This is a genomic window from Bradyrhizobium diazoefficiens (assembly GCF_016612535.1).
GTDB classification, from domain to species: Bacteria; Pseudomonadota; Alphaproteobacteria; order Rhizobiales; family Xanthobacteraceae; genus Bradyrhizobium; species Bradyrhizobium diazoefficiens_C.
The window spans coordinates 1,878,242-1,899,062 of record NZ_JAENXS010000002.1 but is presented as its reverse complement, the minus strand read 5'-3'; the positions used below and the strand labels follow the sequence as shown (position 1 = coordinate 1,899,062).

Sequence of the window (20,821 nt, the reverse complement as noted above, 5' to 3'; positions counted from 1 at the left end):
TGCACCCGCATATGGCGGGTTCAATTGCCGGCGCTTTCGTGCAAGGATGCCTGCCGAAACGCCCCCTCCAAGCCCCAAGAAGAGGTTAACGATGGTCAATCGCATGCAATTCTACATCGACGGCGCCTGGGTCGATCCCGCCGTCAAGAAGTCCACCCCAGTCGTCAATCCGGCGACGGAAGAGGCGATGTACGAGGTTGCGCTGGGCTCCAAGGCCGACGTGGACAAGGCTGTCGCCGCCGCCAAGCGGGCCTTTGCAACGTTCTCCCAGACCAGCCGTGACGAGCGCGTCGCGCTGCTCACGAAGGTCATCGAGGTCTACAAGGGCCGCCTCAAGGAGATCGGTGCCGCCGTCTCCGACGAAATGGGCGCGCCGCTGCCGATGGCCGAAAAGCTTCAGGCCGGCGCCGGTCTCGGCCACCTCATGACCACGCTCGACGTGCTCAAGAACTTTCATTTCGAGGAGCCTGTCGGCACCGCCATGGTGTTGCGCGAGCCGGTCGGTGTGGTCGGCATGATCACGCCCTGGAACTGGCCGCTCAACCAGATCGCCTGCAAGGTCGCGCCCGCGCTTGCCGCCGGCTGCACCATGATCCTGAAGCCCTCGGAGTTCACGCCGACCTCGGCGCTGATCTTCGCGGAAATCCTCCATGAAGCCGGCGTGCCGAAGGGCGTGTTCAACCTCGTCAACGGTCTCGGCCCCGAGGTCGGCGCCGCCATGAGCGAGCATCCCGATATCGACATGATCTCCTTCACCGGTTCGACTCGCGCCGGCATCGACGTGGCCAAGCGCGCCGCGCCGACCGTGAAGCGCGTCAGCCAGGAGCTCGGCGGCAAGTCGCCGAACGTCATCCTCGAAGGCGCCGACCTGCAGAAGGCGGTGACCGGCGGCGTGATGCACATGTTCAACAACTCCGGTCAGTCCTGCAACGCGCCCTCGCGCATGATCGTGCCGCTGTCGAAGATGAAGGAAGTCGCAGGGATCGCGAAGGCGGTCGCCGACAAGACCAAGGCCGGTGATCCCCGCGCCGAAGGCACCACCATCGGTCCGGTCGTCAACCGCGGCCAGTGGGACAAGATCCAGGGTCTGATCAAGAAGGGCATCGACGAGGGCGCAACGCTCGTCGCCGGCGGCCCGGGCCTGCCCGAAGGCGTCAACAAGGGCTTCTATGTCCGCCCGACCATCTTCGCCGATGTCACCCCCGACATGACGATTGCGCGCGAAGAAATCTTCGGGCCGGTGCTGACCATCATCGGCGCCAAGGACGAAGCCGAAGCCGTACACATCGCCAACGACACACCTTATGGCCTCGCCGGCTACGTCACGGGTGGTTCAGTCGAGGACGCCAAGCGCGTCGGTCGCCAGATCCGCGCCGGCAACGTCAACCTCCAGGGCGTGCCCAACGACCGCAGCGCGCCGTTCGGCGGCTACAAACAGTCGGGCAACGGCCGCGAGTGGGGCAAGTACGGCCTCGAGGATTTCCTCGAAGTGAAGGCCGTCGCCGGCTTCAACGCGGCGTAAGCTTTAGCGCCTGAACAAACGAAGCGCCGGAGCGGGAAACCGCTCCGGCGTTTTTTGTTTCGCTAATCTGTCGCGGCAATGCGAGGCCTTGTAGGGTGGGTTAGCGAAGCGTAACCCACCAAGGTCTGCTTCGCCGGCGAGAGAAGCGGTGGGTTACGCTTCGCTAACCCACCCTACGATTCTCGTGACGGCGGCGAGACCTATCCTCCCACCGCGCCCTGTGTGTTCACATACAGCGCGTAGATCGACTGGCTCGCCGCCATGAACAGGCGGTTGCGCTTGACGCCGCCGAAGCAGAGATTGGCGCAGCGCTCGGGCAGCGCGATGCGGCCGATCATGACGCCGTCGGGCGCGAACACCACGACGCCGTCGAGCTCGGGATCACCCATGCCCCAGCCGCACCAGAGATTGCCGTCGATGTCGCAGCGCATGCCGTCCGGCGTGCCGGGACCTGCATCGATGTGGACGCGCTTGTTGGAGATCGTGGTGCCGTCCGCGGAGACGTCATAGGCGAGGATTTTTCGATTGGGCACGCCGCGCGATTCCACGACATACAGAATCTTCTCATCGGGCGAGAAGCACAGCCCGTTCGGGCCGAGCACGCCTTCGGCGACGATGGTCGCCTTGCGGCTCACGGTATCGAGCCGGTAGACGTTCGGATCGATCTCGGGCTCGGCCTTGTAGCCCTCGTAATTGCCAAGCAGGCCGAAGGTCGGATCGGTGAACCAGATCGAGCCGTCGGACTTGACCACGATGTCGTTCGGCGAGTTCAGCCGTTTGCCGTCGAACGAATCCATCAGCACGGTGATCTCGCCGTCATATTCGGTGCGGGTCACGCGGCGGCCGCCGTGCTCGCAGGTGACCAGCCGGCCCTGGCGGTCGCGGGTGTTGCCATTGGCGAAATTGGAGGGCTTTCGGAAAACCGACACCGCGCCGGTCTCCTCCTCCCATTTGATGATGCGCTGGTTCGGGATGTCGCTGCACAACAGATACCGCCCGTCGCCGAACCAGACCGGGCCCTCGGCCCAGCGAAGGCCGGTCGCCAGCCGCTCCACGGCCGAGAGTTTTAACCAGTATTTTTCGAAGCGGGGATCGAGTGCTTTTATCGCCGGATCGGGGTAATAGGTCGCCGGCTGCCAGCCTTGAGCGTGGGACGATGCATCGTGCATGTGAATTCTCGTTATTACGTTCCCTCTGCCCAAATCTGCTATCATTAGAGACCTATGACCGCAAATCGGTCGCCAAAGACGAGGAAAGACATGCCGCGCATCTTGATGACGGGAGCTTCGGGCGGGATCGGAACGCGCCTGCGGAAACTGTTGCCGCCGATCTATCCGGATCTGCTGCTCTCCGACATCCGTCCGCCGGCCGATCTCGGGGCGAACGAGCAGTTCAAGGCCGCGGATCTGTCCGACCTGGCGCAGTGCGAAGCGATATGCGAGGGCGTCGACGGCATCATCCATTTCGGCGGCTATTCGGTCGAGGGCCCCTGGGACGACATCCTCCAGGCCAACATCATCGGCGGCTACAATCTGTTCGAGGCCGCCTACCGCAAGGGCGTCAAGCGCGTGGTGTTCGCTTCCTCGAACCACACGGTCGGCTTCTATCCGCGCCACCGCAAGATCGGCACCGACGTCACCGTGCGCCCGGACGGACGCTACGGAGTCAGCAAGGCGTTCGGCGAGGCGGTCGGCGCACTCTACGCCGACAAGCACGGGCTGAAGGTCACCTGCATCCGGATCGGCAATTGCGACGAGAAGCCGCTGGACCACCGCCGCATCGCGATGTGGCTGATGCCGGAGGATCTGGTGCAGCTCTGCCGGATCGGGCTCGAGCATCCCGACATTCATTTCGAGGTGTTCTACGGCGTGTCGCTGAACGAGCGCGCCTGGTGGGACAACCACCGCGCTTACGAGTTCGGCTACCGTCCCACGGGGCGCTCCGAGGATCACGTGGCGCACGCGATGGCCGAGCAGGCCAAGCTGAAGCCAGATCCGGTCGGCGATCACTTCCAGGGCGGCGCGTTCGCCAGCAAGGAATTCGACGGCGATACGAGCCGGATCATCGACTGGAAGAAGCGGTAGGGCATGAGCGTGTTGGGGGCGGCCAAATGTCTGTTTGGCCGCTCGGACCGAACTCAAGGGAAATTTTCGACGAGCAAGGGAGACCTCGAATGTATGCGAATCTTCTCTTGAGCACGGATGGATCTGACGTTGCGAGAAAAGGCCTTGAGCACGGGATCGCCTTGGCAAAGGCTCTGAACGCCAAGGTCACCGTCATCACGGTGACGGAACCGCTGCCGATCGACTACGGGGGCGGCCACGATTCAGGATGGATTCCCTCGCAGCAGGAGGTCGATAGCTTTGACGCTGCCTGCAGGGAACGTGCGGGTCGAGTGCTCGATCAAGCCAAAGCCATGGCGGAGCAGATTGGGATTTCTGCAGAACTCTTGCACGTTCCGAATGCTCACCCGGCTACTGCGATTATCGAAACTGCAAAGTCCAGGGGCTGCGATTTAATCGTGATGGCCTCTCACGGACGCCGCGGCCTCAGGAAGCTGTTTCTGGGGAGCCAAACATCGGAAGTCCTGGTGGACGGAAGCGTCCCGGTGTTGGTCGTGCATTAGCGGACGTAGGTGGTGTGAGGGACGAGGCCGGCATGACGGCCCGTTGATTCAGATCAACGTCCCGCCGGACATCGTCTGGCTCTCGATCTGTGCGATCGAAATCCAGCAACCGGTGCCCTGATCAAAGCTCAAGGGCGGCGGCGAGAGCCACGACAATGAGAATAAAATTGTCGGTCGTCGCAATGTTCGCGACCATCCTGTCAGGACTGTCGCGAGCCGCAACGCTCAGCGACGCCGAAGCCACGTTCCTCGACCAGCTCGTCACCGCATCCATGGTGCTCGAACAACGATGCGTCGGCTACGAGGTCGATGGCGCCGGCGGCGTTCAACTCGGCACCCGGCTTCTCGGCAGCCCCAACGTGGCGATGGCCATGATCGACGCCTATTCCGCGGCCATCAAAGCCCGTAATGGCGAGAGCTACGATCCCGGTAAATTCCGCGCTGAGGTGTCCGACGCGGCCGGCAAAACGTTCAAGCGTGTCTGGGCGGACTTGATCAAGGACCCGAAAGGGGCTTGCACCGACTATGGCGATGCCAGCGTGGATCGCGGCCTGCTGAGGCGGTACTGACGGCGTCTGGCGACAAGCGAACGCGTCTGCCCGGGGCATTGATTCTGCTGCCTGCAAGACGCGGCGGATGGATCTCCCGTGGGATTAGCGAGGTCGCTGGCGAAATCAACCGGCGGAGATATCGCGACTCATCTTTTGCAACCGCGTGAAAGCTGCCCACGCCTTTGGATATTCGGCGTCCTTTGAATCGATCGTGAGCAGTGCGCGGCACGCCTCGTTGATGTCTTCCGCTGAAGGACGCATTGAGATGTCGTTCGACGACTCCGCCTGCTTCCAGCGATCCTCCACGTCTTTCGCGAGTTTCATCGCTTCGGACGGGGTTCGTTTCCGGGTTGGCTTCGCAAGCAGGTGATTCGCAGGGAACGTGGGCCACGCGGCGGGAGGCCGCTCAGCGTGCCACTCACTCTCCTTGGCAACCTCGCGCGTGGCGGCCGGATTTGGCTGCTGCCTTGTGGCAGCATCCGGCGGAACGGTCCGGGCGGCCAGTTCGCGGACCTGCTGCTCCATTGTCCCACCAGACGACGATCCGCCCGCCGAGAGCGCGGGCGTCGTCAGCACGGACGCAGCGGAAGGCAGTCCTTCAGGGGCGACCTTCTGAACGGCCTTGACGACCGACGTCAGCCCGGGCGACGCAGCCGGCCGCTGCTGCACGACGTTGTCCTCGCCGGTAGGGCAGGGCCTGTATCCGGATTGATAGTGTGTGATCCGTCCGTCGTCATCGATGCGGGCGAAATCAGCGGCCACAGTGAAGACGAACGCGGCGTTGACGGATCGGCCGGACTTGTCCATCGCATTGACAGCGCCACAGACGTACCTCGCCGCGTCAGCCTCGACTGAACGTAATGTGCCGAACTTGGCAGAGTCCGGATTGATCAGCGCATGTCGGACTGCTGCTCGGGCCCGCTTATGTTCCGGGGAGAACGTGCTGATCAGAACGTCTGGGTTGAGGATGTCGGGCTGATAGTACAACCCATACTCAATGGCGAAAAATGCTCCGCCGAAGGCCACTGCTATCAGGAGACCGGGTACATTCATGTGATGGCTCCGGGCAATGGAGCCCGGCATGGTTGTTGTTTGTTTCGGTATGGTTGTTGTTTGTTTCTGTGACCATTTGCGATGGTGTCTTCTAACAGCCGGTTAATGGGTTGAGTAATTGAGAAGATTCTACCAGCAGATTAGCGGCTTGATTGGATGAGTTCCACCGAGTTCCGTCGCCGGCGCTGGTTCCATCCGGATGCACTGCTGCTGCGGTGACGACCGATCGGCGTGGGCGCTAGCGTTCTGTCTCGTCCGCAATCCGCGCCAGGTAATCCGACTTGCTGAATTGCATGTGGTCGACGCAGAGCTGTGCCAACGCCCAGCTGTCGCGGCCCTTCAACAGCTCGATCATCAACTCGTGCTGGCGCCGCGATTGCGCGAGCCCGTCGCGGTCGGCGAGGTTCTTGGCGCGCATCGGCAGCGTCAGGTTCATGTAGTCCTGGAGCGAGCGCACCAGATAGGGGTTGCCGCAGGCTGCGAACAGCGCGACGTGGAAGGCGTCGTTGGCTTCGTGGATGCCGCGCAGGTCGCGGATGTCGGCCTTCGCGCAATAGTCTCGTTGCAAGGCGGTCAACTCGTCGGTCAGGCCTTGCGGCACGGGCAGGGGGATCATCAGGGCGGCCTGCCGCGTCAGCATCTCCCGGACCTCGTAGATCTGCCGGACTTCCTCGGCCGAATAGAACCGCACGGTGGCGCCGACATTCTTTTCGCGGCGGACGATACCCCGGCGCTCCGCGTCCACCAGCGCTTGCCGCACGAAGTGCCGCGAGGTGCCGTAGCGCGACATCAGCGCATCCTCGGTCAGGCGCGCGCCCGGCGGGAGCCGGCCGAAGATGATGTCTTCCTCGAGCCGTGCGACGACATCGTCCGGATCGTCGCGCCGGACCGGCATGGCGTCTGCGGTGCGAATGTCGGACATGCCCTCAGCCTCCGGCTCAGGCCGGTCCGCCCTGTGGAGCAGGGACGGGCCGGATTGTCAATAATTTGTGTCTGCGAGAGGTGTCGCGGGCAGAAACGATCGCCCTCAGCACCTGCGTTATTGACAATCGGGGGGCAGGCTGTACCACAATGGCAAGGTGATTGGAGTGGCATGATGACGAGTGGCTTGCGCAAGGGTTTGACCAGCTACGGCGATGCCGGCTTCTCGCTGTTCCTGCGCAAGGCGTTCATCAAGGCCATGGGCTATTCCGACGATGCGCTGGAGCGCCCGATCGTCGGCATCACCAACACTTACAGCGACTACAATCCGTGCCACGGCAACGTCCCGCAGATCATCGAGGCCGCCAAGCGCGGCGTGATGCTGTCGGGCGCGATGCCGTTCGTGTTCCCGACGATCTCGATCGCCGAGAGCTTTGCGCATCCGACCTCGATGTATCTGCGCAATCTAATGGCGATGGACACCGAGGAGATGATCCGGGCCCAGCCGATGGATTCGGTGATCGTGATCGGCGGCTGCGACAAGACGCTTCCGGCGCAGGTGATGGCTGCGATCAGCGCCGATTTGCCGACCGTGGTCATTCCCGTCGGACCGATGGTGGTCGGACATCACAAGGGCGAGGTGCTGGGCGCCTGCACCGATTGCCGCCGTCTCTGGGGCAAGTACCGCGCCGGCGAGATCGACGACGTCGAGATCGAGGCGGTGAACGGCCGTCTCGCGCCGTCGGTCGGCACCTGCATGGTGATGGGAACGGCCTCGACCATGGCCTGTATGATCGAAGCCATGGGCCTGTCGCTGCCAATGAGCGCGACAATTCCGGCGCCCCACGCCGAGCGCTTCCGTCTCGCCGAGGCCAGCGGCCGCGTTGCCGCCGAAATGGCCAAGACCAAGGGGCCGAAGCCGAGCGAAGTGCTGACGCCGGCCTCGTTCAGAAATGCGCAGGTCGTGCTGCAAGCGATCGGCGGCTCGACCAACGGGCTGATCCATCTGACCGCGATGGCGCATCGCTCGCCGCACCGGCTCGACCTCGAGGTGTTCGACCAGATTGGCCGCGAGGTGCCGGTGCTGGTCGATCTCAAGCCGTCCGGCGAGCACTACATGGAGCATTTCCATCACGCCGGTGGCGTGCCGAAGCTTCTGGCGCAGCTCGGCAATCTCGTCGATCTCGATGCGAAGACGATTGCGGGGCAGACGCTGCGCGACGTCGTCGCCAATGCGGAGGACGTGCCCGGCCAGGACGCGATCCGTCCGCGCGACAATCCGATCAAGAAGGAGGGCGGTCTCGCCGTCCTGCACGGCAACCTCGCGCCGCGCGGTGCCGTCATCAAGCAGTCGGCTGCGAGCCCGAAACTGTTGCAGCATACAGGGCGCGCAGTGGTGTTCGAATCCGTCGAGGACATGACGCTCCGCGTGGACGACCCCGATCTCGACGTCACCGCCGACGACGTGCTGGTGCTGCGCAATGCCGGCCCCAAGGGCGCGCCGGGCATGCCCGAGGCGGGTTACCTGCCGATCCCGAAGAAGCTCGCACGGGGCGGCACCAAGGACATGGTGCGCATTTCGGACGCACGCATGAGCGGTACTGCGTTCGGCACCATCGTGCTGCACATCACGCCGGAATCCGCCGTCGGCGGGCCGCTGGCGCTGGTCAGGAACGGCGACAGGATTCAGCTGGATGTTGCCAAGCGCAGCATCGAGCTGCTGGTCGACGCGGCCGAGCTGGAGCGCAGGCGCGCGGCGTTGACGCCGGCCGCGGCGCCGGATGAAGCGCGGCGAGGCTATGCCTGGCTATTCAACGAGACCATCATGCAGGCCGACGAGGGCTGCGACTTCGACTTTATGCAGAGGACTGGACCAAAGACTGAGAAGGGCTGACAACCACTCGAAAGAGCGCCGAGACCGCACAAGCGCCCGGCGATTAAAACAGGGGGAGACGATGATGGTACGATCCACGCCAGGATTCCTACACGGCTTGGTGGCTGCGGCCGCCATGCTGTTCGTCACGGGAGCCGGGGCCCAGGAGGTGAAGCATTATCGCTTCGCCTATGATCAGCCCCGCAACACCGGCTATTCGATCGCCGGCGACCTCTTTGCCGACAAGCTCAAGGAGTTGAGCAAGGGCACCATGATCATCGACCAGTATCCCGGCGCGCAGCTGGGCCAGGAGCCGCAGGTGCTGCAGCTCGTGAAAGCCGGCGACGTCGAATTCTCCATCGTCTCCTCGGCCAACACCGCGACGATCTCGCCGCAGGCCGGCGTGATGTCGCTGCACTATCTGTTCCGCGACGAACAGCATGTGGTCAAAGGTCTCGCTGACCCGAAGGTGTTCGAAGCGCTCAAGACCATGATCGAGGAGACCACGCAGGGGCTGCATCTCATCGGCACGGGCTCGCAGGGCGTTCGCCACATGTACTCCAAGAAGGAGATCCATAATGTCGGCGACATCAAGGGTCTGAAGGTCCGCGTGCAGGCGACGGCGACCGAGGACACCATGTTCCCGGCCTATGGTGCCCAGACCGTGCACATGCCGTTCGGCAGCGTCTACACCTCGCTGCAAACAGGTGTCGTCGACGTCGCCGAGAACAGCATCAACGTCTATCTCGTCAACAAGCACTACGAGGTGGCGCCGGTGCTGAACATCACCGAGCACGAGGCCAACAACGCGCTGGTGTTCGTCTCCGACAAGCTCTGGCAGAGCCTTTCGGCCGAGCAGAAGGGCTGGGTGCAGACCGCGGCCAACGAGGTCAGCACCAAGGAGCCGGCGAAGGCATTCGATCTCGAACGTGCGGCGGCGGAGAAGCTCAAGAAGTTGGGCGTCAAGATCGTCGACAACGTCGACAAGAAGAGCTTTGCGGCGATCGCCGATCCTTATCTCGACAAGCTCGCCAAGGAGCTTGGCCCGCACGCCGAGAAGATCAAGAACCTGATCCGGTCGATCAATTAGGTCGCACCTACAGTTGCTTCCACGAGTCGTCCCGGCGAAGGCCGGGATCCATACTCCGCGGCGGAGCTTTGGGCACGGTGGCTGTCAGCTCGCTTTCATCACAACGGCCTGGGGCTATGGGTCCCGGCCCCCCGTGCGCAATTGCGCACTAGGCAGGGACGACATTGATGACCATCGCCGATAAACTCGTTCTGAGACGGCAGCGTCACCTCAAATGGCGCTGGCTCGACTGGCTCGAGCTCACGCTGATGATCCTCTGCGGCGTGCTGTGCTTCGGCTTCTCGCTGTCGGTCACCGCCGACATCGTCACCCGCACCATCGGCCATCCCTGGCTGTGGCTCCAGGAGGTCACCTCGACGCTGTTCATCTACGCGATCTTCATCGGGACGGCGGCGGCGACCCGGCGCAACGACCATCTCTATCTCACCGCGATCTCCGAGGCGATGCATGGCACGCCCAGGATCGTCGTCGAGGTCATCATCCGTCTCATCGTGCTCGGCGTCGCCTTCTGTCTGATCTGGTACGGCTACCAGAATTATTTGCGCGGCTTCGGCAGCTTTCGCCTTCCCTCGGGCACGCCGATCGCCTCGCTTTACGTCATCATTCCATTCTCCGGCATCCTGGTCGGCCTGTTCACCATCGAGCAGCTCGTCAACGGCCTGCGCAATGGCTTTGACCATCCCGAGCCGCCGGACGAAGATGCTGCACCCGTCGTCACCGAAGCGCAAATGAGGGCGCAGCCGTGAGCGCACCGGTTGTCCTGGCGTTGATGTCGATCTGCTTCCTGTCGTTCGGCTATCTCGGCGTGCCCGTGCCATTCTCGCTGATGGCCGGCGTCTTCATCGGCGCGATCCTGTCCGACGTCTCGCTCGCCGCGATCATTCAGAAGATTTTTGACGGCGTCGATTCCGAGGCGTTGCTGGCGATCCCGTTCTTCCTGCTGGTCGGCGAGCTCATGAGCTCGGCGAACGTGGTGGTGCGGATAGCGAATCTCTCGGTGTCACTGGTCGGGCATATCAGGGGCGGGCTGTCGCAGGTCGTGGTCGTCTTCAGCATGTTCTTTTCGGAGATGTCGGGCTCGACCACGGCCGACGTCGCGGTGATGAGCCGGGCGCTGGGCGGTCCTATGAAGCGGGAGGGCTATGAGCCTGCCTTCATCGCCGCGATCATCGCGTCGGCCTCGACCATTGCGGCGCTGGTGCCGCCGAGCATCACTGCGGTGGTCTATGGCGCGGTCGGCAACGTCTCGATCGCCGGCCTGTTCATGGCGGGCGTGGTGCCGGGCCTGATGATCGGCTTCGGGCTGATGATCTATTGCTATTTCTTCGGTCCGTCCGGCCTGCGCAAGCCGCGCGCGCCGCTGCGGCAAATCGTGTTCGCGGCCGGCGATGCGGCCCTGCCGCTGATGATCCCGGTGATCCTGCTCGGCGGTATCCTGACCGGCTGGTTCACGCCGACGGAGGCCGGCGTCGTCGCCGTGGTCTGGATCATCCTGGTCGTGATCCCCGCGCTCAACCGCGGGCATTTTCGGAAGATCCCTTACGATTTCTGCCTCGCGGGCCTGATCTTCTCGCTGCCGCTGATCACGATCGGCGCGGCCAACGCCTTCGGCTGGATGCTCGCCTATCTCCGCGGCGCCAGCTACATTGCCGAAATCATCACCTCGATCGCCGGCAATGATCCGCATCTGATCATGTTGCTGATGGTGCTGCTGTTCACCGTGGTCGGCGATTTCATCGAGCCGGTGCCGACCATCATCATCTTCATGCCGCTGGTCAACACGCTGACGGAGGCGGGCGACATCAACGGCGTCCACATGGGCGTGGTGCTGATCGCGACGCTCGCTTTCGGCCTGATCACGCCACCCTATGGGCTGGTGCTGCTGATGGCCTCGAAATTCGTCGGCGTCAGCTTTGGCAAGGCGCTCCGCGCGGCGCTGCCGATCTATGTCGTGTTCTTCGCCACCATTGCATTCGTGATTTATTTCCCGAGCGTGGTGCTGTGGCTGCCGCAGAAAGTGCTGCCGGAATCGGTCGGCTGCTTCAAGTCGCCGGCGGGGACGGGTTACATCTGCCCCAAGTGAGCTCCGAGATCACTTGCCCTTGCTTGTGAACTTCTTCACGGCGACACGGAATTCCTCCGTGCTCATCGCCATGATGATCTTGTGCTCCTCGGCATCGAGCTGCTGTTTTATCGGCGTGGTGGCAGCCGCATAGACCAGCGATTTGGTACCGGCGATCGCGGCCGGCGGATTCTGCGCCAGACGCTCGGCGAGTTGTCGCGTCGCCGCCTTCAGCTCGGTCGCGGGAACGGTCTTGGCGACCAAGCCCCACTCATACGCCTGCTGCGCCGTAAAGTTGTCCTCGGCCAGGAAGATCTGCAGCGCGCGGCGGGAGCCAACCGTGCCGACGATCCCGACCGTCGAGCCGCCATCCGGCGACACGCCGATCTTGGCATAGGCCGGGGTGAATTTGGCGTCGTCCGCGGCGATGCAGAGATCGGTGACGAAAGCGAGCCCCATGCCCGCGCCGGCGGCCGAGCCGTGCACGCTCGACAGCGAGATTTTCGGCATGCGCCGGATGATCTCGATGAAGGAATGATAGTGCCTCAGGAGTTGGCCTACGACCGGCGTCACATTGTTGGCCTCGGCCGCAGCCCCAATCGTCTGCAGATCGCCGCCCGCCGAGAAGGCGCGGCCTTCGCCCTCGAGCACCACGACCCTGATGGCGTCATCGCCTTCGATGTAGGTTGCGAGCTGCTCGAGCTTCTGCGCGATCGCGAGGTTGATCGCGTTGAACGCGCCGGCGCGGTTGAGCGTGATGGTTGCGATCGGGCCGTCGATCCGCAGCAGAGCGGGATCATCGGGTTGGGAAACGGGAGCTGGCATCTGAGATATCCCCGGCATGAGTTCGTCGCGAGCCACTAAATCGCAGAAGGCGAGGGGTGACAATCCCCGCCTGCCGCCCTTGCGCGGCCCGAAGCGATAGGCTCAAATGGGGCTGCCTTCGTTTAGGGACGGACACGAGCGCCGGCTCCTCTTGGGCGAGCAAGCCAAAACCAGCAAGAGAGGAGACGACATGGGTGACGCTCGTGTCTCCAGAAGTGGGCTGTTCCAATGATGGATGGTCCGGTGATCATTGTCGGTGCCGGCCATGCCGGCTACCAGGTCGCGGCATCGCTGCGCCAGACGGGCTTTGCCGAGCGCATCTGCCTGATCAATGACGAGGCGCATCTGCCCTATCAGCGGCCGCCTCTCTCCAAGGCCTACATCAAGGGCTCCGCCGGGCCGGAAAGCCTGATGTTCCGGCCGGAGAAATTCTACCAAGACCAGAGGATCGAGCTGATCGCCGGCCGCGCCGTGTCGATCGACCGCTCTGAGCGCAAGGTGCTCCTCGCCTCCGGCGAGACGCTTGCCTATGGCCACCTCGTGCTGGCGACGGGCGCGCGCAACCGACTCCTTGATTTGCCGAATGCGAATCTGCCCGACGTGAAATATCTGCGCATCCTCGACGAGAGCGAGGCGCTACGCGCGATCATTCCGTCGAAGGCACGGGTGGTGGTCATCGGCGCCGGCTTCATCGGCCTGGAATTCGCCGCGACCGCGCGGATCAAGGGGCTCGAGGTCGACGTGCTCGAGCTCGCCCCGCGCGTGATGGCGCGCGCGGTGACCGCCGAGGTCTCGGAGTATTTCCAGGCGCGACATCGCGAGGCCGGCATCCGCATTCACCTCGGCGTGCAGGCAACCTCGATCGAGGCCCAAGGCGGCAAGGATACCGGCAACGTCACCGGCGTCTCCTTGAGCGACGGACGACATCTGCCCGCCGATCTCGTTGTGGTCGGCGTCGGCGTGCTGCCGAACATCGAGCTTGCGGCCGAAGCCGGGCTGCCGGTCGCCGCCGGCATCATCGTCGACGAATATCTTTCGACGGCCGATCTAAACATCTCCGCGATCGGCGATTGCGCGCTGTTCGCGAGCCCGCGCTTCGGCGGCTCGTTGCGGCTGGAATCGGTGCAGAACGCCACCGATCACGCCCGCTGCCTTGCAGCGCGGCTCACCGGGGATCGGAAACCATACGATGGCCATCCCTGGTTCTGGAGCGACCAGGGCGACGACAAGCTCCAGATCGCAGGCCTCACCACCGGCTACGACCGCGTCGTGCTGCGTGGCGATCCCGCGAAGAAAGCCTTCTCGGCGTTCTGCTACAAGGGCGACAAGCTGCTCGGCATCGAGTCGATCAACCGTGCCGGCGATCACATGTTCGGCCGAAGGTTGCAGGGCATGAACCGCTCGATCACGCCGGAGCAGGCCGCCGATGAGAGCTTCGACCTGAAGAGCGCGCTGTCGTGATCAGCCCGCGCTGAGCACCGCAGCCACTTCCGCGGCCGTCGGCATCGACGGCCCGGCACCCATGCGCTGCACGCTGATCGAAGCGGCGGCGTTGGCGAAGGCGAGGGCGGCGCGCAACGTGACGCCATCGGCCAGTTGCGCCGTGAGTGCGCCCACGAAACAATCGCCGGCGCCGGTGGTGTCGACCGCCTTCACCACGCGTCCCTGCACCGCGAATTCCTCGCTGCCGGCGAGCGCGAGCACGCCGCGTTTGCCTAGCGTGATGCAGATGATCTGATCCGGCCGCGCCTGAAGCTGTCTTGCGACGGCGACGATCTTGGCGGCCTCGTCGCTGTCGGAAAGCTCGGTGCCTGCAAGGAAGCCGAGCTCGGTCTCGTTCAGCACGAGGATGTCGACGAGCGCGAGCAGCTCGCCGGACATTTTTTGCGCCGGAGCCGGGTTGAGCAGCGTCGTCGCCCCAACCGCCCGCGCACGCTGAAAGAACGCGGCAATCGTCGGCAGCGGGATCTCGAACTGGCTGACGGCGACGTCACCCTTCGCCAGCGGGACGTCCGCGACGTCGTCCGCGCTGACCAGCGCATTGCTGCCGGGAATCACGACGATGGTGTTGTCGGAGGCTGCGACCGTGATGATCGCGGTGCCGGTATGCGTCTCGGGCGTCTCGCGGATGGAGCCGGGATCGATGCCCTGCGCGTTAAGGAACGTCCTCAGCTCAGTCCCGAACGAATCCTTGCCGAGCCGCCCGATCAGCGTGGTCTTCGCGCCGAGCCGCGACGCCGCCACCGCCTGGTTGGCGCCTTTGCCGCCCGGAAAATACAGCACCTGCTGACCCGCGACGGTCTCGCCGACCTTGGGGTGGCGATCGGCCGTCGCCACCACATCCATGTTGATGCTGCCGGCGACGAAGACGCGTCCCATGACTTGTCCTTATGAATCCTACGCCCTGACCTCGAACTCGTGCCTGACCTTGGCGATGTCCACAAGGGTCGGCAGGCCGGCCTCGTTGCCGAGGCGCTGGATCTTGAAGGTCGAGGCGGCGCGGGCGAAATCGAAATGCTCGCGCCAGCTTTTGCCGGGATGCGCCAGATAGGAGTAGACATAGGCGCCGTGGAAGACGTCACCGGCACCATTGGTGTCGATCACGCGCTCGCGCGGGATCGGCATCGCCGGCATAGTCTCGACCGTGCCGGTTTCGTTGTACCAGAGCAGGCCCTTCTCACCCATGGTGATGCCGCCGATCTTGCAGCCTCGGCTCTTGAGATAGTCGAGCATCTTCTCCGGCGTGAGATCCATCTGCTCGCACAGTCGCTCGGCGACGATCGCGACGTCGATGAATTCGAGCAGCTCATGCGTGTTGGTGCGCAGGCCGCCGCCGTCGAGCGAGGTCAGAATGCCGGCCTCGCGGCACACTTTTGCGTAGTGGATCGCAGCATCGGGCTGGTGGCCGTCGATGTGCAGCGCGCGGCAGCCGGCGAGATTGAGCATCGGGAACGGATGGATGTGCTCGTCGTCGCGGCAACGGACGATGGCGCGTTTGCCGTCCTTGGGCATGATGAAGGACAGCGACGACTGGTTCACCTTTCGCCCATGCAGCGAGATCGCGTATTTCGCGCACATGTCCTGGAACATGCGACCCAGCCAGTCATTGGCCGCCGTGGCAATCAGGTCGGGAACGATGCCGAGCTTGGCGCAGCAGAAAGCCGCCGTAACCGCGTTGCCGCCGAAGGACACCGCGTAGTCCGAGGCCACGTGCTTCTCGTCGCCGGTGGGCATGTGGTCGGTGATGAAGACGACGTCGATATAGGTCTGTCCGATAAAGAGAGCCTGCATTGGTTGTCCGTGATGCGCTTGGTGGTTCGGCCGGCGGGCTTACTCTAACACCGGTTCCGCGTCGGGGACGCTGAAAATATTCGCGAAACCGCCGCTCCGAGCGCTTGAGGTCGGCATGGGGCCGGAATACGACCAACGCTAGACAATGCCAAGCCCGGACAAACGCTGTCTTTCGGCCGCCTTGTTCCGAGTCGACAAAATGGGGGGAAGATGATCACCGGCCTCGATCACGTCGTCGCTCTGGTCAAGGATATCGGTGCGGCCAAGGCGGCCTATCAGACCCTCCTCGGGCGCGCGCCGGCCTGGCAGAATTCCGGCGAGGGCGCCGACCGGGTGCTGTTCACCCTCGACAACATGACCATCGAATTGATGGCGCCAAGCGGCTTCACCGCGACCGCCGACCGCATGCGCGCGCTGCTCGACGATCAGGAGGGCGTGCTCGCCAGCCTGTGCTTTCGTGTCGCAGATATCGGCAAGATGCACCGGCGGCTGGACCGGGTGGCGCTCAAGCCGGATTCCGTCGCCGAGGTCGAGAGCACCGACGACGCAAGCGGCGCGGCTCTGCACTGGAAGCGCACGCGGGCCGCGACCGAGCTGACGCGCGGCGTGCGCATGTTCTTCCTCGAGCTTGCCGAGGAGCGCCCGCTGTCGCTCGCAACCGACACCGCGCCGATCGACGCGCTCGACCATGTCGTGATCACGACCGAGGATTCCGATCGCGCCGCCGCGCTCTACGGCGCGCGGCTCGGGCTTGATCTCGCGCTCGACCGCTCCCACCACGACTGGGGGCAGCTGATGTTCGTCCGCTGCGGCGATCTCATCGTTGAGGTGGTACGCCGCCCCGTCGCAGGCGGCGATCCTCTGCATGACCGTCTCTGGGGCCTAAGCTGGCGGGTCGCCGACATCGACGCCACCCGCGCCCGGCTGATCGCCGCCGGCCTCGACGTCACCGAAGTGCGCAACGGCCGCAAGCCGGGCACGCGGATCATGACGGTGCGGAACGGCACCTGTGGAATCCAGACCGTGCTCTTGGAGCGATCGCCGAAGCCGATGGATTGAGGCCGTCATCCCGGGGCGTCGCGCAGCGACGAGCCCGGAATCCAGTCGTCCAGTGACTTCGCCGCACGATGGATTCCGGGCTCGAAGGACGCGCCCCGGAATGACAGAACGTTCTCAAACGGCCGCGCACGTGTTACATCCACACCCAGAGCACCCAGCGAGCACCCGGTTTTGGCGAAGGCAAAGCGAACTCTGAAATGGCAGCGCGATCCCGAGGGGATGCGGCTGCGCATTCTCGAAGCCGCCAAGCAGGAGTTTTCCGCTCACGGGCTCGCCGGCGCGCGCGTCGACCGCATCGCGGCTAACGCCGGCGCCAACAAGCGCATGCTCTACTATCACGTCGGCAACAAGGACGAACTCTATCTCGCGGTGCTCGAGGGCGCCTATGACAAGATCCGCAGCGAGGAGCGGGGACTCGATCTCGAACACCTCGAGCCGCCCGAGGCCATCCGGCGGTTGATCGAATTCACCTGGGGTTACTTCCTGCGCAATCCCGAATTCCTGTCGCTGCTCCAGACCGAAAACCTCGCCCGCGCCAAACATTTGAAGCGCTCGGCCAAGGTCAAGTCGATGCACTCGCCCTTCGTCGAGATGATCCGCACCGTGGTGCGGCGCGGCGTCGAGAGCGGCGATTTCCAGGTCACGGTCGATCCGGTGCAGCTCTACATCTCCATCGCAGCGCTCAGTTTCTTCTATCTCTCGAATTCGGCCACGCTCGGCGTGATCTTCGGCCGCGACCTGCTCGCCAAGGACGCCAAAGACGAGCGGCTCGCGCATATGGCTGGCCTTGTGCTCGCGGCGCTGACGGGGCGGTCGGCGGAGCTGTTCGCGATCGCGAAGCCGTCGAAGCCACGCAGCGTGGTGGCGCAGACGGCGTAGTTCGTAGCCCGGATGGAGCGCAGCGCAATCCGGGACCCCTGTCGTTGATGGCACCATCCCGATTACGCTGCGCTCCATCCGGGCTACGGGTCGCGAAGGCCCAAAACGTCACAGGGAAAGCTCTGGACAGTATTTATCCAACGGGTTAATTTCTTCCCGAACGAAGAAGACGACCGGGAGTGAGACGTGGCTGAGTTGAAGCCGCAGAGTGCGGTGTCCAAGATGCTGAACGCGGCCTGGATCCGGCCGTTTTTGTTCCTGGTGTTCATCGTCGTGGCCTGGGACCTCGCGATCCGGCTGTTCAAAATCCCTGCCTACCAGATCCCGGCGCCGGCCGACGTCGTCGCTGTCCTGTGGACCGACTGGCCGGAATTGCTGCGCCAGAGCTGGCCGACGACCTATGCGACCGTCTGCGGCTTCCTGCTGTCGGCGTTGTTCGGCATTCCCGTCGCGATGCTGATCGCGGGCTCGAAGACGGTGGAGAGCTACGTCTATCCGCTGCTGGTGTTTTCCCAATCCGTGCCGAAGATCGCGATCGCACCTCTGTTCGTGGTCTGGTTCGGCTTCGGCATCATTCCGAAAGTGATCTCGGCCTTCCTGCTCGGATTCTTTCCGGTCGTGGTCTCGGCCGTGCAGGGCTTCAAATCGGTCGACCCCGACATGGTCGATCTCGCCCGCGCCATGCAGGGCAGCCGCTTTCAGGTGTTTTGTGCGGTGAACCTGCCGCACGCGCTGCCGGCGATCTTCTCGGGGTTAAAAGTCTCGGTGACGCTCGCCGTGGTTGGCGCCGTCGTCGGCGAGTTCGTCGGTTCTAATTCCGGCATCGGTTATGTGATGCAGCGTTCGATCGGCACCTTCGACCTGCCGACGATGTTCGCGGCGCTGGTGATCCTGGCGCTGCTCGGTGTGATCCTGTTCTGGATCGTCGACCGGATCGAGAAACTGGTCATTCCCTGGCATGTCAGCCAGCGCGAGGACGTGATTTTCGCCTCCTAACTCAAGCAACGAACGGCACCAACGGCTGAAACATAACGACAAGGGAGAGTGACGATGAAGCGGTGGATAGGAGTTGTCTCGGCGGCGCTGATGGCGTTTGCGGTTACGCCGGCGCAAGCGGCCGACAAGGTCGTGTTGATGCTGAACTGGTACGTCTATGGCGAGCATGCGCCGTTCTATTACGGCAAGGACAAGGGCATTTATGCCGCCGAAGGCATCGACCTCGAGATCCAGGAAGGCCGCGGTTCGGCTGCGACCACGCAGGCCGTTGCCGCCAAGACCGCCGATTTCGGCTATGTCGACGTTCCCACCATGATGCGCGCCGCGATCAAGGGCGCGCCGGTGATCGCGACCGGCGTGCTGCTCCAGACCAGCCCGATGTCCGTGATGGGCTTTGCCGACAAGAACATCAGGAAGCCCGAGGACATCAAGGGCAAGACGGTGGCGATCACGCCGGCGGACTCCATGACCCAGATCTGGCCGCTGTTCCTGAAGAAGACCGGTCTGAAGGAGAGCGACTTCCACACCGTTGCCGGCGACGGCCAGACCAAGCTTAACGCCGTCATCAACGGCCAGGCCGATCTGCTGCTCGGCTACGTCATGGACCAGTCGATGAAGATCAAGGACGCCACCGGCAAGGACGTCTACCCGATCAAGTTCGCCGACTACGGCATCAACATGGTCTCCTCCGGCATCATCGCCAACACCGACTACGTGAAGGCCAATGCCGATCTGGTCCGTCGCTTCATGTCGGCGACGACCAAGGCGGTCGAAGCCGCCGAGAAGGAGCCGAAGGCGGCGGCGCAGTCGATCCTCGATGCCAACCCCAAGGGCGGCAAGATCGACACGCTGACGCAGGGCTTTGAGCTGACCATTCCACTGTACCGGACCGCGGAGACCAAGACCAAGCGGCCGTTCCAGGTCACCGACCAGAACATGACGGATACGGTCAATCTGATGGTCGAATATGGCGGGCTTGATGCCAAGGCCAAGGACAACCCGAAGGCGTTCTATACAAACGATTATTTGCCGAAGAGCGGCACGTGAGCGCCTCCGTCATTGTGAGCGAAGCGAAGCAATCCAGGCTGCCTCTGCGGAAAGACTCTGGATTGCTTCGTCGCTTCGCTCCTCGCAGCGACGGTGCCGACATTTGTGTTCGATTGGATGGGACTGAATGATTCCGAACAAGGCCAGTTCGGCGGACCAGCCGGCCGCGCATTTGAGACTGGTGAGCGGCCGGGCGGCCGGCGATGCGTCGGGCATCACGCTGTCCGGCGTGTCCAAAACCTACCGGACGCGCGACGGCGACGTGCCGTCGCTGCGTCCGCTCGATTTCCACATCAACGACGGTGAGTTCTTCGTCGTGGTCGGCCCGTCCGGCTGCGGCAAGTCCACGCTGCTCAAGCTGATCTCCGGTCTGTTGCCGCCGACAGCAGGCGAGATCCTGGTCGAAGGCGAGAAGGTGACGAAGCCGCACGGCAATGTCGGCATCGTCTTTCAGAACGCACTGCTGCTGCCCTGGCGCAACATTCTCTCCAACGTGATGCTGCCGATCGACATGAAGCGGCTGCCGCGGGACGAATATCTCGCCCGCGCCAAGGCGCTGCTGAAGCTGGTCGGGTTGGAAGGGTTCGAGAAGAAGCTGCCCTGGCAGCTCTCCGGCGGCATGCAGCAGCGGGCCTCGATCTGCCGCGCGCTGGTGCATGACCCCAGGATCATGCTGATGGACGAGCCGTTTGGTGCACTCGATGCGCTGACGCGTGAGCGGATGAACGTTGAATTGATGCGGATCCAGCGCGAGACCAGGAAGACGGTGCTGCTGATCACGCATTCGATTCCCGAGGCCGTGTTCCTCGCCGATCGCGTGCTGGTCATGACCGAGCGGCCCGGCGCGGTCGCCGCGATCTACGACGTGCCGCTGCCGCGCCCGCGCTCGCTCGACGCGATGGCCGACCCGGTTTTCACCGAGCTCGTGCAACGCATCCGCAAGCATTTCTTCTCGCAGGGGTCGTTGGACTAACGCAATGCGATTGGCTCTTGTCACAGCCACGACAACGGTGCGCTCCCTCCCCC

Annotated in this window: 20 protein-coding genes; 14 read left to right on the top strand and 6 right to left on the bottom strand. The window is 63.7% G+C overall.

The window, feature by feature from the left end:
• Positions 1-91 precede the first annotated feature (91 nt).
• Complete coding sequence (locus JJE66_RS25815; protein WP_200517277.1) at positions 92-1,522, top strand: aldehyde dehydrogenase family protein; 1,431 nt, start codon at positions 92-94, stop codon at positions 1,520-1,522.
• Positions 1,523-1,722: 200 nt separating this feature from the next.
• Here JJE66_RS25815 and JJE66_RS25810 read toward each other — a convergent pair whose 3' ends face one another.
• Positions 1,723-2,691 carry an SMP-30/gluconolactonase/LRE family protein gene (locus JJE66_RS25810; protein ID WP_200517276.1) on the bottom strand — a complete coding sequence of 323 codons (969 nt, stop codon included), beginning with the start codon at positions 2,689-2,691 and terminating at the stop codon, positions 1,723-1,725.
• 90 nt (positions 2,692-2,781) lie between these two features.
• Between JJE66_RS25810 and JJE66_RS25805 the strand changes: the two genes are divergently transcribed.
• The 3 genes from JJE66_RS25805 to JJE66_RS25795 all read left to right on the top strand — a co-directional run bounded on the left by JJE66_RS25805 (position 2,782) and on the right by JJE66_RS25795 (position 4,717).
• Complete coding sequence (locus JJE66_RS25805; protein ID WP_200517275.1) at positions 2,782-3,606, top strand: NAD(P)-dependent oxidoreductase; 825 nt, start codon at positions 2,782-2,784, stop codon at positions 3,604-3,606.
• Positions 3,607-3,695: 89 nt separating this feature from the next.
• Entirely contained in the window at positions 3,696-4,148 is a 453-nt protein-coding gene (locus tag JJE66_RS25800; RefSeq protein WP_200517274.1) for a universal stress protein, read from the top strand.
• A 155-nt stretch (positions 4,149-4,303) separates the two neighbouring features.
• Complete coding sequence (locus tag JJE66_RS25795) at positions 4,304-4,717, top strand: hypothetical protein (protein WP_200517273.1); 414 nt, start codon at positions 4,304-4,306, stop codon at positions 4,715-4,717.
• 105 nt (positions 4,718-4,822) lie between these two features.
• Here JJE66_RS25795 and JJE66_RS25790 read toward each other — a convergent pair whose 3' ends face one another.
• A complete protein-coding gene (locus tag JJE66_RS25790) occupies positions 4,823-5,752 on the bottom strand; it encodes a hypothetical protein (protein WP_200517272.1) in 930 nt (309 codons plus the stop codon).
• Between the two features lie 238 nt (positions 5,753-5,990).
• Positions 5,991-6,674 (bottom strand): GntR family transcriptional regulator, encoded by a 684-nt coding sequence (locus JJE66_RS25785; protein ID WP_200517271.1) that lies wholly within the window; start codon positions 6,672-6,674, stop codon positions 5,991-5,993.
• Between the two features lie 174 nt (positions 6,675-6,848).
• On the opposite strand from JJE66_RS25785, the gene JJE66_RS25780 reads away from it, so the two are divergent.
• The 4 genes from JJE66_RS25780 (at position 6,849) to JJE66_RS25765 (ending at position 11,719) form a co-directional block, all read left to right on the top strand.
• Positions 6,849-8,567 (top strand): IlvD/Edd family dehydratase, encoded by a 1,719-nt coding sequence (locus JJE66_RS25780; protein ID WP_200517270.1) that lies wholly within the window; start codon positions 6,849-6,851, stop codon positions 8,565-8,567.
• Between the two features lie 61 nt (positions 8,568-8,628).
• Complete coding sequence (locus tag JJE66_RS25775) at positions 8,629-9,636, top strand: TRAP transporter substrate-binding protein (protein ID WP_200517269.1); 1,008 nt, start codon at positions 8,629-8,631, stop codon at positions 9,634-9,636.
• 167 nt (positions 9,637-9,803) lie between these two features.
• On the top strand, positions 9,804-10,382 hold the full coding sequence (locus JJE66_RS25770; RefSeq protein WP_200517268.1) for a TRAP transporter small permease: 579 nt from the start codon (positions 9,804-9,806) through the stop codon (positions 10,380-10,382).
• Positions 10,379-11,719 carry a TRAP transporter large permease gene (locus JJE66_RS25765; RefSeq protein WP_200517267.1) on the top strand — a complete coding sequence of 447 codons (1,341 nt, stop codon included), beginning with the start codon at positions 10,379-10,381 and terminating at the stop codon, positions 11,717-11,719. Before JJE66_RS25770 ends, JJE66_RS25765 begins: the two co-directional genes overlap by 4 nt.
• Positions 11,720-11,728: 9 nt before the next feature.
• Here JJE66_RS25765 and JJE66_RS25760 read toward each other — a convergent pair whose 3' ends face one another.
• The gene (locus JJE66_RS25760; protein WP_200517266.1) at positions 11,729-12,523 is read right to left on the bottom strand and encodes an enoyl-CoA hydratase/isomerase family protein; all 795 of its coding nucleotides are present in this window, start codon (positions 12,521-12,523) and stop codon (positions 11,729-11,731) included.
• Positions 12,524-12,751: 228 nt separating this feature from the next.
• Here JJE66_RS25760 and JJE66_RS25755 point away from each other — a divergent pair, with 228 nt between their 5' ends.
• Entirely contained in the window at positions 12,752-13,984 is a 1,233-nt protein-coding gene (locus JJE66_RS25755; RefSeq protein ID WP_200517265.1) for an NAD(P)/FAD-dependent oxidoreductase, read from the top strand.
• Here JJE66_RS25755 and rbsK read toward each other — a convergent pair whose 3' ends face one another.
• Together rbsK and JJE66_RS25745 are read right to left on the bottom strand one after the other, a co-directional pair.
• Complete coding sequence (gene rbsK / locus JJE66_RS25750; RefSeq protein WP_200517264.1) at positions 13,985-14,902, bottom strand: ribokinase; 918 nt, start codon at positions 14,900-14,902, stop codon at positions 13,985-13,987. It abuts the gene before it with no gap.
• A gap of 18 nt (positions 14,903-14,920) precedes the next feature.
• The gene (locus tag JJE66_RS25745; RefSeq protein ID WP_200517263.1) at positions 14,921-15,814 is read right to left on the bottom strand and encodes a sugar kinase; all 894 of its coding nucleotides are present in this window, start codon (positions 15,812-15,814) and stop codon (positions 14,921-14,923) included.
• 210 nt (positions 15,815-16,024) lie between these two features.
• On the opposite strand from JJE66_RS25745, the gene JJE66_RS25740 reads away from it, so the two are divergent.
• The 5 genes from JJE66_RS25740 to JJE66_RS25720 all read left to right on the top strand — a co-directional run bounded on the left by JJE66_RS25740 (position 16,025) and on the right by JJE66_RS25720 (position 20,768).
• Positions 16,025-16,873, top strand: coding sequence for a VOC family protein (locus JJE66_RS25740; RefSeq protein WP_200517262.1), 849 nt, complete (start codon positions 16,025-16,027; stop codon positions 16,871-16,873).
• A 171-nt stretch (positions 16,874-17,044) separates the two neighbouring features.
• The gene (locus JJE66_RS25735) at positions 17,045-17,752 is read left to right on the top strand and encodes a TetR/AcrR family transcriptional regulator (protein ID WP_200517261.1); all 708 of its coding nucleotides are present in this window, start codon (positions 17,045-17,047) and stop codon (positions 17,750-17,752) included.
• Positions 17,753-17,938: 186 nt separating this feature from the next.
• Positions 17,939-18,748, top strand: coding sequence for an ABC transporter permease (locus JJE66_RS25730; protein WP_200517260.1), 810 nt, complete (start codon positions 17,939-17,941; stop codon positions 18,746-18,748).
• A gap of 54 nt (positions 18,749-18,802) precedes the next feature.
• A complete protein-coding gene (locus JJE66_RS25725) occupies positions 18,803-19,795 on the top strand; it encodes an ABC transporter substrate-binding protein (RefSeq protein WP_200517259.1) in 993 nt (330 codons plus the stop codon).
• A 127-nt stretch (positions 19,796-19,922) separates the two neighbouring features.
• Positions 19,923-20,768, top strand: a complete 846-nt coding sequence (locus JJE66_RS25720; protein ID WP_200517258.1) for an ABC transporter ATP-binding protein — start codon at positions 19,923-19,925, stop codon at positions 20,766-20,768.
• The last annotated feature ends 53 nt before the right edge of the window (positions 20,769-20,821 follow it).

What these genes read in the sequence shown, in the direction of transcription:
- JJE66_RS25815 (WP_200517277.1), top strand. Translation starts at nt 92, where the DNA reads ATGGTCAATCGCATGCAATTCTACATCGACGGCGCCTGGGTCGATCCC.
- JJE66_RS25810 (WP_200517276.1), bottom strand. Translation starts at nt 2,691, where the DNA reads ATGCACGATGCATCGTCCCACGCTCAAGGCTGGCAGCCGGCGACCTAT.
- JJE66_RS25805 (WP_200517275.1), top strand. Translation starts at nt 2,782, where the DNA reads ATGCCGCGCATCTTGATGACGGGAGCTTCGGGCGGGATCGGAACGCGC.
- JJE66_RS25800 (WP_200517274.1), top strand. Translation starts at nt 3,696, where the DNA reads ATGTATGCGAATCTTCTCTTGAGCACGGATGGATCTGACGTTGCGAGA.
- JJE66_RS25795 (WP_200517273.1), top strand. Translation starts at nt 4,304, where the DNA reads ATGAGAATAAAATTGTCGGTCGTCGCAATGTTCGCGACCATCCTGTCA.
- JJE66_RS25790 (WP_200517272.1), bottom strand. Translation starts at nt 5,752, where the DNA reads ATGAATGTACCCGGTCTCCTGATAGCAGTGGCCTTCGGCGGAGCATTT.
- JJE66_RS25785 (WP_200517271.1), bottom strand. Translation starts at nt 6,674, where the DNA reads ATGTCCGACATTCGCACCGCAGACGCCATGCCGGTCCGGCGCGACGAT.
- JJE66_RS25780 (WP_200517270.1), top strand. Translation starts at nt 6,849, where the DNA reads ATGACGAGTGGCTTGCGCAAGGGTTTGACCAGCTACGGCGATGCCGGC.
- JJE66_RS25775 (WP_200517269.1), top strand. Translation starts at nt 8,629, where the DNA reads ATGATGGTACGATCCACGCCAGGATTCCTACACGGCTTGGTGGCTGCG.
- JJE66_RS25770 (WP_200517268.1), top strand. Translation starts at nt 9,804, where the DNA reads ATGACCATCGCCGATAAACTCGTTCTGAGACGGCAGCGTCACCTCAAA.
- JJE66_RS25760 (WP_200517266.1), bottom strand. Translation starts at nt 12,523, where the DNA reads ATGCCAGCTCCCGTTTCCCAACCCGATGATCCCGCTCTGCTGCGGATC.
- JJE66_RS25755 (WP_200517265.1), top strand. Translation starts at nt 12,752, where the DNA reads ATGATGGATGGTCCGGTGATCATTGTCGGTGCCGGCCATGCCGGCTAC.
- rbsK (WP_200517264.1), bottom strand. Translation starts at nt 14,902, where the DNA reads ATGGGACGCGTCTTCGTCGCCGGCAGCATCAACATGGATGTGGTGGCG.
- JJE66_RS25745 (WP_200517263.1), bottom strand. Translation starts at nt 15,814, where the DNA reads ATGCAGGCTCTCTTTATCGGACAGACCTATATCGACGTCGTCTTCATC.
- JJE66_RS25740 (WP_200517262.1), top strand. Translation starts at nt 16,025, where the DNA reads ATGATCACCGGCCTCGATCACGTCGTCGCTCTGGTCAAGGATATCGGT.
- JJE66_RS25725 (WP_200517259.1), top strand. Translation starts at nt 18,803, where the DNA reads ATGAAGCGGTGGATAGGAGTTGTCTCGGCGGCGCTGATGGCGTTTGCG.
- JJE66_RS25720 (WP_200517258.1), top strand. Translation starts at nt 19,923, where the DNA reads ATGATTCCGAACAAGGCCAGTTCGGCGGACCAGCCGGCCGCGCATTTG.